This is a genomic window from Paenibacillus sp. FSL R5-0490 (assembly GCF_001956215.1).
Classification (GTDB): domain Bacteria; phylum Bacillota; class Bacilli; order Bacillales; family Cytobacillaceae; genus Cytobacillus.
This window is the reverse complement of sequence record NZ_MRTQ01000001.1, coordinates 263,465-275,575: the sequence shown is the minus strand read 5'-3', so window position 1 is coordinate 275,575 and position 12,111 is coordinate 263,465. Positions and strand designations below refer to the sequence as shown.

The 12,111-nt window shown below is 42.3% G+C and carries 8 protein-coding genes and 1 riboswitch; all 8 genes read right to left on the bottom strand.

Annotation, left to right across the window (positions count from 1 at the left end):
* Nucleotides 1–260 precede the first annotated feature (260 nt).
* Entirely contained in the window at nucleotides 261–1,451 is a 1,191-nt protein-coding gene (locus BK139_RS01325) for an aminotransferase-like domain-containing protein (RefSeq protein WP_076256018.1), read from the bottom strand.
* Nucleotides 1,452–1,505: 54 nt separating this feature from the next.
* Nucleotides 1,506–2,078, bottom strand: coding sequence for a GNAT family N-acetyltransferase (locus tag BK139_RS01320; protein ID WP_076256016.1), 573 nt, complete (start codon nucleotides 2,076–2,078; stop codon nucleotides 1,506–1,508).
* A gap of 108 nt (nucleotides 2,079–2,186) precedes the next feature.
* A complete protein-coding gene (locus BK139_RS01315) occupies nucleotides 2,187–2,765 on the bottom strand; it encodes an O-methyltransferase (protein ID WP_076256014.1) in 579 nt (192 codons plus the stop codon).
* A 107-nt stretch (nucleotides 2,766–2,872) separates the two neighbouring features.
* Nucleotides 2,873–2,979, bottom strand: a riboswitch (SAM riboswitch).
* A 75-nt stretch (nucleotides 2,980–3,054) separates the two neighbouring features.
* Nucleotides 3,055–7,515: a coiled-coil domain-containing protein gene (locus BK139_RS01310; RefSeq protein WP_076256012.1), complete on the bottom strand. Its 4,461-nt coding sequence runs from the start codon at nucleotides 7,513–7,515 to the stop codon at nucleotides 3,055–3,057.
* Nucleotides 7,493–8,239 carry a DUF6063 family protein gene (locus BK139_RS01305; protein WP_076256010.1) on the bottom strand — a complete coding sequence of 249 codons (747 nt, stop codon included), beginning with the start codon at nucleotides 8,237–8,239 and terminating at the stop codon, nucleotides 7,493–7,495. Before BK139_RS01305 ends, BK139_RS01310 begins: the two co-directional genes overlap by 23 nt.
* Nucleotides 8,239–9,750, bottom strand: coding sequence for a hypothetical protein (locus BK139_RS01300; RefSeq protein ID WP_286147565.1), 1,512 nt, complete (start codon nucleotides 9,748–9,750; stop codon nucleotides 8,239–8,241). The genes BK139_RS01305 and BK139_RS01300 overlap by 1 nt, the downstream gene beginning before the upstream one ends.
* On the bottom strand, nucleotides 9,741–10,814 hold the full coding sequence (locus BK139_RS01295; protein WP_286147563.1) for a Wadjet anti-phage system protein JetD domain-containing protein: 1,074 nt from the start codon (nucleotides 10,812–10,814) through the stop codon (nucleotides 9,741–9,743). The genes BK139_RS01300 and BK139_RS01295 overlap by 10 nt, the downstream gene beginning before the upstream one ends.
* Before the next feature lie 424 nt (nucleotides 10,815–11,238).
* A complete protein-coding gene (locus tag BK139_RS01290; protein WP_076256004.1) occupies nucleotides 11,239–12,036 on the bottom strand; it encodes an SDR family NAD(P)-dependent oxidoreductase in 798 nt (265 codons plus the stop codon).
* Between the last annotated feature and the right edge of the window lie 75 nt (nucleotides 12,037–12,111).

The following is a 12,111-nucleotide window of genomic DNA, read 5'->3' as shown; positions in this document are numbered from 1 at the left end:
AGGTTTGGGTAAACCATTAAATAATGTTATTTGAAAGATATGAAGGCATGCGAATTATTCTCTCGATCAGTGTAGTGAATGATCTTTAATGGAGACAGAATATTCTAATCCCCATATGACTTACCCGCCAAATGATAAAGTTCAAAAACCGCAGATGTGTCTGAAACAGACAGGCTTTTTCTGTGGTTTCAGCAATAGGTTAAAAATTGGACTAACATTACCGAAGGTACTCCAATTTATCTTTACTTTTCATTTAAGTTCTATAGATTGGCCTCTGCGACTCTCCCCAGCCTGCAAACCCCCTCTGTTATTTCTTTCTCATCAGCAAAGCTGAAAGAAAGGCGAAGACATTCTGTTCCAGCTGCCTGATTTATGAAAAAGTACTTGCCAGGAATAAAAGATACCCCCTCTGCAAGGGCATGTGTCAGCAGTTGCGATGTATCAGCACCAGGGAATTTCACCCAAACAAAGTACCCGCCTTCAGGCACATACCATGAAGCTGCTTCAGGAATGTACTGTTCCAGTGCAGAGATCATAGCCGCGCATTTCGACCTGTATGACTCTCTCAAGTTTACTAGTTTTTCATTAAAATCTGTGTTTGCTAAATAAACAGCCATGGCAGCTTGAGCAAACGGATGGTTCAGATCTTTTTTAAACCAGGCGCATGCATGGATGATTTCACTTGTTCCGGCTATCCATCCTATACGCATGCCCGGAGCCACTATCTTTGATAGCGAACCGACATGCAGAACTCGGGAGTTTTGATCCATTGCTTTTAGAGCCGGAAGACTTTTATTAAAAAATAATTCCCCATAAGCATCATCCTCTACTATTAGGAAATTAAATTTGTCCGCAAGCTCCAATACATGCTTCCTGCGCTCTTCTGTCATTGTTGTTCCTGTTGGGTTTTGAAAGGTCGGGATCGTATAAAGAAAACGCGGAAGGGCAAGCCCTTTTTGATTCCTTTCCTCCAGGATCTCTTCCAACGCCTCTGTTTGAAGTCCGTCCTTGTCTACAGGAATACTAATTATCTGTTTGGTGTAATTTTGGAAAATCTCTAAAGCCTCCATATAGGTGGGGGACTCTATTGCAATAATTGTCTCCTCATCAAGGAGAATGCGGGCAATCAAATCGATTGCCTGACAGGCACCCGAAGTTATCAAAAGCTCACTTTCCGTTACAGATATCCCCCGCTCTTTCAATCTTTCTAAAATCTGCTCCTTTAATTTTGCTGTTTTTGGACTGCCTATATAATGGAGCGGTAAATCATGTTCTTCATCTAATAGACAATTAACAGCTGCCTTTACCTCTTCATCCGGCACAAGGTCAGGTGCCGGGTAGCCGCAATGCAGGCGTATACAATCATCCGGTATCTCCGGAATCCACTCCCCTGGGGGAGTATTCTGAAGCGCCTTTTTGATTTTATCAGTAAAAAAAGAATCATCATTCACTTCGATCTACACCCTTCCAGCACTATTATTATTAAGTATAATTGTTCCAAAAACCTAGAAAAGCAAGTTTTCTTCGAAATGTCTTTTTACTTTTCCCCAATCTTCCTTTATAACACTATATAGGACAGTATGGCGAATGGTCCCTTCTTTTCGTATCATATGATTTCGAAGGACGCCCTCTTTTACCGCACCGGTACGTTCGATCGCTTTTTGTGAACGGAAGTTTTCATGTCCGGTTTTAATTTGTACGCGATTCACGGACAGTTCTTCAAAACAGTATGTTAATAATAAATATTTACAGTTTGAATTAATATTCGTGCGCCAATAAAGAGGGTTTATCCATGTTGAGCCGATTTCGAGCCGTTTATGCAGGATTGAGATATCGAGAAACCAAGTAGCACCGATGATATTCCCTGTTTTTTGATGGACAATGACAAAAGCAAAGTCGGTGCCCTGCTCACGTTTTTGTAACGCATCGTTGACGTATTGAATTACCCGGCTTTTATCAGTTAAATCAACAGACATATGCTCCCATATACGATGATCCTGTGCCGCTTCATAAATTCCCTCTGCATGCTCAAGTTCCATCGGAATTAATTGAACAATATCATTCTCTAATCTTTGCATGCCAACACTCTCCTTGAAACAATTAAACCTCTTTTCATTGATTCCGACAAATATGCAGCAACTATCATCATGAGATTCTCCATCTCCACTAATATATAAATACAATTATCACACTGCTGTTTTTACAGCCAGTATCAGCCCGGTAGCCCAATCCAATTCTGTTATGTCCAGGTCAGGTCTGTCCTGCAGAGTTTTTAGAAGTTTTGTGGCTTTGATCCGGAATTCTTCAGGCAATTTCTGCTGCGGAAACACATCGTGAATCACATAAAAACCGCCGATATTTAAATGATCCAGAGTTTTGTCCAGAAGCTCGAATTTCCCCGGCCATGTGTCAGCAAAAATAAAATCGAATCCTTCGGACAGGCTATTGATAAATGCTGCGCCGTCCTCACAGCAAAATGTAATTCTGCTGTCATTACCGAGGTACTTTCTTGCAATCGATTGCACTGTCGAATCAATGTCAACAGTCGTAAGGTTACTGCTTTCATCCATCCCATCCATGATCCATGAAGCAGACGCTCCCGTGCCTGTTCCCAGCTCCAAGAAGCTTCCCCCTGGTTTTGAGGCAGCCAGCCCCTTTAGTAAAAACCCTGTTTTTCGATCACATGACTGCCCGAAGCCGAGCACATCTGATTCCTGTAATATCCTTGAATATGCTTCCGGCACCTGTATAACGCCGTTTTCCATTTTACCATTCCTCCTCTTTCTTCGTTCTAATCTAACCAAGCTCAAACTATAAAAGAGCATCAAAAAAAGGCCTCTCAGTATAAGAGGCCTTTACTATTAAAAACGACCTCTTATCTCACAGAGCTTAAACTCTGTTGGAATTAGCACCTTCCTGACATAATCAGGGGTTGCTGAGGCTTCGCAGGGCCAGTCCCTCCACCTCTCGTGATAAGAATTGTGAATACTTATTGATTTTCACCCAAGTATTGCATAGTTTCAGTAAAATGGCAATACTTTCATTCTTTTAAATCTAATGAACTGCTTCCTCTCCCTGATAAATCCTAAATGCCGGAACAATCGTATCCGACACAATTTCTTTCCCCTTTTCACGGATGAAGTCCAATTTATAGTACGCTTCGAATCTCTGGCTGATTTCTGTTTTCACCAATTCAGGCGGAGTGACGACGATGAATTGGAACTTCAGCTTATCGGCTACAGCGAAAATAGGATCGAGCACATGGGCAGAAGCAGCTTGGCCGAAGGGATTATCACAGACTAGCGGAACCCAGCTTTGATCGGTTTCACTCTTGACCGAAAGAAGCATCATCATCATGACCATGCGGGCAGAAAGCTTTTGACCGCCGCTGCCATCGGATTTCGTCCTTGAACCCTGGTTGATCGTCTGCCAGGTCGAATAATGCTCACGCTGCGGTTTACCGTACATGAAGGCATTGTCTGTACGCATGTTATAAACCAGGAGCTCCGGATAGCGATTTCTGAGGGAAACAAATAAAATTTGCTCATCACTGATAAGCTGTTTGATTTCCTGTTCCAGCATCGGATTATTATCATCAATCATCTCAAATCGCTTTGTAATTTTATTAATGGCTGAAACGAAATGCTGCTTCAGTAAAGGTTCAACATCTTCCGCTTTTTTAGGCAGGATATCTTCTTTAAGCTGGACGAGCGGGAAAGAACCCCTTTCATTCTTAAGCTTCATTTTCGAAATCATCGAGCGAATTGACTCTGAAATGCTCATTACCTTCATGCTTGCCCGGCTTGCCCAGAAGTTTTGCGCCTTTTCCGCCCGTTCTTTGTCGCGCTCCAGCTGCTCCAGGCCGCTCTGAGAAAAGCGCTTCATGTTCTGGACGACACTTTGAATATGCGCATAATGCCTTGTATCCATATGATCGAGCGTAGTTAAGACTTCATTCTTAAAGCGAATTTCCCAATCCTTGCCTTCAATAGAAAGCTTTAAATTTCTTAGTGATTGTTCAATCTTCGCATGCTTCTCTTGCCCTTCATCCTGAATAGCCTGATGTTTTTCACTCCAGGATAGGATGCTTTGCTTTCCATGACTCTTTATTTTTTCTATATCCTCATCCGAAAAAGCTGCCGCTTCCTCTTTAAGAATGACGGATAAATGCAATTGATCTTTTTCAAACTCAGTTATACTTTGTTCTGTCTCTTTTTTGCGCTCTTCCGTCTTCTTTATTTCTGCATTTGTCTGTTTGGTCTGATCAGTAATTTCAACCGTCTTCACTTCCAGATCAAGCTCTTCCCATTCTTCAGGCTGCTGGTCATGCTTGGCCACTTTTTTAGAGGTTTTTTTACGCTGATCCATTCCATGCTTTAAGGAAGTTTCCGCAATGGTTACGGTCTTTTCCTGCTCACGCTCTTCTTTCTCTGCTGCCTTTGTTTCCTTTGCAGCTGTCTGAACCATATTTTCCAAAATACTTATTGGTTCATCCGGTACAGAAGCATCCTTCCACTCTTCATTAAGGGCATGAAGTTTTTTCTCCAGCTTCCTTTGCTGCTTCTGTTCCGCATCTCTTGTCGCTTGAATCGCGAGCAGTTCACTGGCTTGTTCTTCTTTTGATTTTTTCAGCTGTTTAAGCTCTCCAATGCTGCCAATGATTTCTTCTAAAATATAGGGTGATAATCGCGGAACCTCTTCAGAAGCTTCTGCTTTCTCAGCGGCTGGAAAAGCTGCACCTTCAATAAAGAAGCCGATCTTCTTAATGTTTTGTTCGGCTGACAGCTTCCATTCCAGATAGGTCTGGCTCCACTTTTCCTGAAGGTCAGCGATGGTCTGAAGCTCATTTCCCAGCTCATTCTGCAGCTTTTCGAAAGCTTCCTTTTGTTTCTCTTTTTCCTGCTTTACCCGTTTATTTTCCTGATGCATCGACTTTTCTCGGTTAAATTCCGCTAAGGATTCCGCATCTTTAGATAGCTTTTCAATCTTTTTCTTCGTCTTTTCCAGCTGTTCTCTAAGTCCCAGCTGCAGTTCTTTTTCTTTTTCCTCCTGCACGATGATAGCCTGCAATTCCGTTTTCCTCGAAAGCAGGGCTTCCTTTTCCTGAAGAAGTTCTTTTTCGATATCACCGGCAAGGTCATGGGAAAGGAATCGGTCGATTTCTTTTATAATGCGGCGCAGCGCTGTTTCTGTTTTTTCCAACTCTGCAAGCGTATCTTTCTGATCTTCTATTTGTTTCGCAATCTGAATCTTCCAGTTTGTGAACTGATTTTTATCCGCCAGCAGCTCCTTCTCCGTCCCGGTGATCATCACAAAGGCATTCTGCTGATTTTCGCCCGCCATTTCTTCCCGCATAAAAATCGGGACCGGACTTTTATACATCCTTCCGCTAAGGACCTGCTTATTGATTTTTTCCCATTGCGGCCTGCTGACTACTAAGCCGTACGGCAGAAGAGGATGAGAAAGCATGTGGCTCGTCATTTCATCCGGCTTTAAGGATTGGAGAAATTGGGATCCGTAAAATACGTCAATCCCCGTCTTTTCATCAATCCATTCCTTCAGTTCCTGCACATCATTATTGGCAATCCAGAAATGCTCATCATTCAAGGCATAATCCAGCTGCGTTTCCCAGAGTGCTTTCTTTAATTCTTCCCCTTGCTCGCGATTTTGAACGAGGAGCTCTTCCACTTCCAGGGCATATTTTGATAAAAGGGCATTCGTGAATGGTGCTGTTACACCTTGCAGAAAACCTTGCAGATGATCGAACAGCTTTGTTTCTTTTTGCTGCTGCTCTTCACTGTTCTTTTTTAGCTCTTCACACTTTTCTTCTGAAAACTGAATGGATTGTGCGAGTGTACCATGGGAAGAAGCAAGCTGGTTCTGCTTTTCATTTGAACTATGCTCTTTTGCCTGTATATCTTTGAGTGCCGCTTCTTTGGTTTCTATCTGTTTATTCAGATTTTCAATAAAACCCGTTAAATCATAGGTAATGCGGTCACCGAATTCCTCGATAAGCTGTTCTTCTTTTGATTCAAATTCATGAATTTTGGTATAAAGAAAATCAATTTCTGTACGAAGCTGAGCAATCTCCTGGGTCTTTTGTTTGTCCTGCTTTGACAGGTCGTTTGCTTTTTTCTTTAAAAACCTTTGATATCCGGAATATTGCTGTACGGCTTCCCTTATGGCAGCGGAGGATTTCTCCCATTGCTGTGCCGCTTCTTTTTTGATTTCATCCATTCTTTGATTCACTTGCTCCAGGCCGCTGTTCTGCTCGAGCTTCGCAATTTGCTGGGAAAGCGCGCGAATGCTTTGTTCTCCTTCATGCCATTCTTTTAGTAACAGCTGAAAAGCCAGCTCTTCTTTTCGCTCCTGCTTTTCCTTCACTGATTCCTGCAGAACAATATGCTTCTTCTGCTCTTCCGCTAATTTCTTCTCCCAATCCAGCACTTCCCGGTGAGCTTTTGCATACTCAAGATTATCTTTCTGAAAACGCAGATCCACTTGCCTGCCTGTTAATTTTTCGATTTCCTTTTCCAGTTCAATGAGTGTTTCTTCTTCTGTTTTCTTCAAATGCTCCAAAGCGCCAAGCAGCTGTCTTCCGGCCTTAATACTGTCCTCTACAATTTCCTTATGCCCGATACCCTTTGCAAGGCTCTCTTCAAAAGGAAGAATATCTTCCAGGAACTCTTTATGTGCCTGCTCTCTTTTCAGTAAAACAGGGAGGTCCTTCGCGATGCTTGCCTGACTCTTAAAAATCTCCACCAGATCGTTCTTCTGATGCTCCGTCCGGTGCAGAACCTGACTGACTGTAGGAATGATCCGCTTTTGGAACAGGGAATGATCATCTTCAGCGCCTTCAAAGAATTTTCCGACGCCGCCTTCATCCTTATTAATGTCCTTCATAATATCCCAATCTTTTCGGTTAATCCCATATGTATCCAAAATTCGGTAGTGTTTCTTTGTATCCCGGTAAACATCGTATCCATTCCATTTTAAGTAATCCTTAAGGCCTTCTGTTTCAGCCAGTTCTCCATCTTCATAGAGCGGAATATGTTCAAGGGATGCTTCTTCTTTTCGTTCAAACTCCCTTGTATAAAAGGTAATATTGGGGACAATTTTCGCTTCCTGTTCAAGTGGTTTGCTTTCTCCGCTCTCTTCATTCATTGAAATACGCTGTTCTGCTGAAAACATTCCGCCCGTCACCAAATGCCTGTGGTCAGCCCCGTCGAGCTCCCACTGTATGAGAACATGAAAGGTATAGGGAATAAACTGCTCTTTATTATTAAAAAAGAATTGCTGATAAAAGCGATTATTCTGCTTTCCCCATGCGGTACCAGGCTTAAGGATCTGAAATATGGTCTGCAGGAAAACACCTTTCCCGCCTCCATTCATCATCGAAATGAGGCCATTTGTGGAGGTTTCCTCATTATGAAAGTTAAAGGTTGTGTCCCTATACTGCTTTTGCATGCCATCATATTTCAGGCCGGCAATTCTAATTCGATGTATTTTCGGCATGCTGATCCTCCTCTGTTTTCATTAATTCCTTGAACATCTCATAACGGTCATAGTCATGATACAGGTATTCAATCCGTTCAAATAACTCCTGCTTTGGAATCGCCTTCGGTATATCCTCCCGATCCAGAATGACGATGAGTCCTTCTGTTTCCAAAAGACGCATGGCACTTGCAACCAAACCAATCCGCGTTCTGCGATTGGCTTTCCTCGCTCCATAATCATCTGTGTCGACCTCCATGTATTTCCATGTCGTCACAACGTCTCTCATATCAATTTTTTCTTCTTCTCCGAAATCCGGCTTTGCTTTAAGCAGGCTATCCCAATTCATAATGACATCATTCACTTGCCGTTCCAATGTATAAAAGCTGATCCCATCGCGCTTCGTGCGGATCTTGGCCGCCTGATTGCGGTCGATGCTCGCAAGGAATGCCATAATGACCACGCTCATCAGGTGAAAATGTTTTTTGGTTTCAATCTGTTTATGCCTGTCCTTCATATGTGTAAAATTCGTCGCAAAAACAGAGCCAGTCGGCTGTACAACGAGCTGAATCCGTTTCGGAGATTCAATGATAAAGGTCCCGGATTCGTCTGCCATTAAAAGCACCGTCTGTCTTACATCAGGATCGAAATACGCCTGGAAGTGCTCGCTGTTTTCATCGATGACCTTGTCTTTTAATAGCGTGAAATAAACTGCTGATGCAGTCTTAATGCTTTCTGCACTCATCATTTCTCCTCCTGAACACAAATTTTAAACGGAGTGATTTTCATTTGATACCAGAGGAAAGGTTCCGCCCGATGATCAAACTCTGTATAAAGTTTCAATCCTTCAAACACCTGGAATTGCGGATACTCCTGCATAAGCTTATAAAGAAGAATTTCCCTCTCATCGCTCAGAGCCTCTTCCTTCCGGTGCAGCACCTGAACCTTCAGAGGCTTTTTATCAAACATCATCCATAAATCAATCGTTTCCGATTCTTCAAACCATAAATCCTGTACATCAAGCGGCAATGTCGTTAAATCAGCCAGGGAAAACTCTCCGTATGTCTGCAAATATTGAAACACATAGCTCCAGGCCTTGATAACAGAATCCCAGTTCGTTACGCGCTGATGGGTAATGCTTTCGTCTTCCGTTTCTTCCTCCATCGTCTCTGTCAGCTGCTTTTCATCAAATTCCTGTTCGCCCCAGATCCAATCCAAGGGCAAGATAAATTCATTCTTTGGAGAAAATAAAGGACCCAGTACCTTCTCAACATGATCGAAGGAAGATGCCCCCTCCTTCATAAACCAGTTTTCATAAATATGCTCCCGAAACGAAACCAGGCTCGTTTCCCAAAACAGTGAAGGGTTTTCCGCTTTTAATTTCATTTCATAGGAGATATTCTGAATCACAAGCTTGGCAAAACGGTCATGTAATTGCCTTGTATGGCCGATTTTTTCCTGCAGGAGGATCAATTCTCTTTGAATGTGATCATCTTCCTCGTTTCTTCGTTTTGTCTTCTCAATCATACTGCTGATGGTACGGAAGTGATTTTTTTCTTCTTCAAATTGCTTTTCAATTTCCGCACGATTATCAGCCCTTTGCATTTCTTCTTCCATCAATAAGATTTTGGGATTATTGATCATTTCTTTTTGAAAGGAAAATTCTCTTGCCATTAAGCGGTTGACCCGTGAAATGAGGTGATCGAGGTTTCGGGTAGCTTTGCGGAAATTACCGTTTTTAATCAGCTGCATACTGTAGAGCTGTTCAATGGTGATCGAGAACTCCTCCGCCATTTCCCTGCTCATGAAAATCATTTCCTGTGAGACATCTGTGAGCTTATAGACGATAGATCCGCCCATCTCCAGGTTTGTATATAATTCATCCATTGTCACATAGCGGAATACCTGCGTCTCCCATGATTGTCTGATTTCATCGTAATAAAGGGCTTCAAACGGTCTGCTGTATTCTTCTTTTCCCTGATATAGAAGTCCGCTTGTAATTCGTTCAATCTGCTTCTCATCAGCCAAAAGCTTCATTTGTTTAATCGAATCTTCCACCATATATTTGATATCCAATTTTCTCCGATGATCATCATCATTCAATTCCCGATAAAAAATGGTGAGGAGCACCTGCATCAGAATCGTCTGGATATGAGGCTTCAGCTCTCCAACTTCCATTCCTCTTCCAAGCTCAAACAGCGGGTTTAAACGCTGCATCCGCTGGGCGAATCCTTCCCATGACTCGTTCACATCCATCTCCTCCAAGTTTCAATTGTTAAGACTTCCTGAGGAATGCGTTTATTTTCCTGCCATAATTGCATTAAGAGTTCCTGCTCTTCTTCCGTAAACCACCGAAAGAACGCATCACGGTATTTTAGATTTTGAGGCTGTCCTGATTTCTGGTCATTTCTTTGATCCAGACATTCAAGCATTTTACGGTAAATCTTCAATGCAGGCTGAATGCAGCATTCCGGATATTTCTCAATCAGCCTTGTCATGATCCCGCAGCCAGCTGCATCAAGATCTCCTGCATAATAGAATAGATACGATTTAGCCGGGAAAATTTTATAGAAGAACGAAAAGCTCCGTTCAATTTTCGTGCCTTCCCCATAAATGATCAGTTCCGGCTCGTAATCGAGCAGATCGCTTTCCAATAATTGAATGCTAGTATGAAAGAATGATAGATTCTCGACAATCAGCACTCGCTGAATATCTTTACTTTCTTTCCCCTGCTTCATCCAAAACACAAAAGGCTCCCCGTATCTAACCACTTTCAGCTGCTCTTCAGATACACCAATTCGTGCTAAAAAACCTTTTCCATCAGGAAAACTGATCACATCCTGCAGGAATTTTTCATGGCCGAACAGCTCCAGGCTTCTTTCCTCAAGTGAAACGGTTTCCCGTTCGCCGCTGGATTGGAGAAAAGCATATACATTCTTGACGCGGCTCCATTCCTCTTTCGTCTGCCATTCAGGGTGCCGTTCATAAAACGAAAAATCGAAACGATCACTTAACTTCATCATCTCGAGACGATCCCATTGGCCGGTGTGAGGTTTCACGTTCACCCAGAAATATAAAGGCAGAGACGGTGTTTTCCCGTTGTATTGATGATTATGTATTGGTGTCAGCTGCCCTTCGTCCTGCAATGATTGAAGGGCTTCATAAAATAGCGAATAACCGTCCATTTCATAATAATCATCTAGCAATTTGCGCAGCTGAAATTCCAAATCATTTATGTTTAACTTCTTCTTTTGCTTCGGGTGCTGAATATCTTCAATAAAGCTTCTCACCCTTGTTTCGATGATGTTGATTTTGTTCACCTTCTTAAACTTCATGAGTAATCGGGATAGAGTTTTCCCATTAGATTGGTCAATTTTATTATAAACTAGTTGCGGAAGGGATGGTAATTGGATTTATTAATGTCTGGTTCTAAAAAGGTGCATGCCCTCTGTTAACGTATAAAGTTAACAGAGGGCATGCACCTTGGTTAGCTAACGACATGAAAGACATTTCTGGTGAATTCTCAATAGGCAGCTTTTGCCTAATAATCTCGACAATTAAATTCATAACCTATTCCTCTCAGATTGTGTGCTTTAATACAAGAACTGCATTCTCTGTAATATCTCTAACATGTATTTTAATTCATTAACTTCTATCCATAATTGGTAAGTTTTCATTGACAAGCTACATGTGAAAACCCAGATTTGGAACAGGAATAAATCATCTGGTGACAGGACTGCCTTATTAATTAGCTACATGCACCCCTGGTTTAAACAAGTTCGTTAACCCAGTATCAATAAATAGCTCCTGCCCACTGATTCCCTGTGCCAGTGTACTGGCTAGAAAGAGACAACTGAAAGCTATTTCTTCGGTTTGAATAAACCTTTTTTGCGGAACATGTCCCAAAATAAGCTCCTCCGCCTCTTCAAAAGAAATATCATGAATCCCGGCAATCCCTTGAACAAGCTTCTCCTTCATTGCTGTGTCAGCCCATCCGGGACATAAAGCATTAACGGTTATACCATCTTTGGCCAATTCCAGCGCCCACACCTTTGTCAAATTAGAAACAGCTGCCTTCGTAGAGGAATAAAGACTGTAAGTCTCCAATCCAACTTTTGCAGTCATAGAAGAAAGATTAATGACCCGCCCTCTCCCTGATACCTTCAATTTCCTTAAAAGATTTTTTGTCACCAGCATTGTGCCCCGGACATTAATATCATAGATCCGATTCCAACCTTCCACACAAATATTCTCAAGCTTTGATTTACTAATAATGCCTGCATTGTTGATCAGAACATCGACCGTTCCCCACGTATTGCCCACCGCTTTTAAGATTGCACTTTCTTCAATAACATCCACTTCGAGATACTGAAAACTAGAAGGGTATTCTGCCAGCAATTGCTTTACTGCATCCGTTTGTTGAATATCCCAATTACTCACGTTCGCTCCTTTTTGTAAAAATGCCTGACAAATAGCTAACCCAATTCCGCTGCTTCCGCCCGTAACAACAACGTTTCGCTCTTTAACATCCAATTCAAACATAGCCGTCATCTCCCAACTGCCACGGGGACGCTCTTCCGACCTAGGCCCAGGAAACCGTCCCCATTGTCTTCATTG

Coding starts and splice junctions, on each gene's coding strand:
- BK139_RS01320 (WP_076256016.1), bottom strand. CDS start 2,078: ATGCAAAGATTAGAGAATGATATTGTTCAATTAATTCCGATGGAACTT.
- BK139_RS01315 (WP_076256014.1), bottom strand. CDS start 2,765: ATGGAAAACGGCGTTATACAGGTGCCGGAAGCATATTCAAGGATATTA.
- BK139_RS01310 (WP_076256012.1), bottom strand. CDS start 7,515: ATGCCGAAAATACATCGAATTAGAATTGCCGGCCTGAAATATGATGGC.
- BK139_RS01305 (WP_076256010.1), bottom strand. CDS start 8,239: ATGAGTGCAGAAAGCATTAAGACTGCATCAGCAGTTTATTTCACGCTA.
- BK139_RS01300 (WP_286147565.1), bottom strand. CDS start 9,750: ATGGATGTGAACGAGTCATGGGAAGGATTCGCCCAGCGGATGCAGCGT.
- BK139_RS01290 (WP_076256004.1), bottom strand. CDS start 12,036: ATGTTTGAATTGGATGTTAAAGAGCGAAACGTTGTTGTTACGGGCGGA.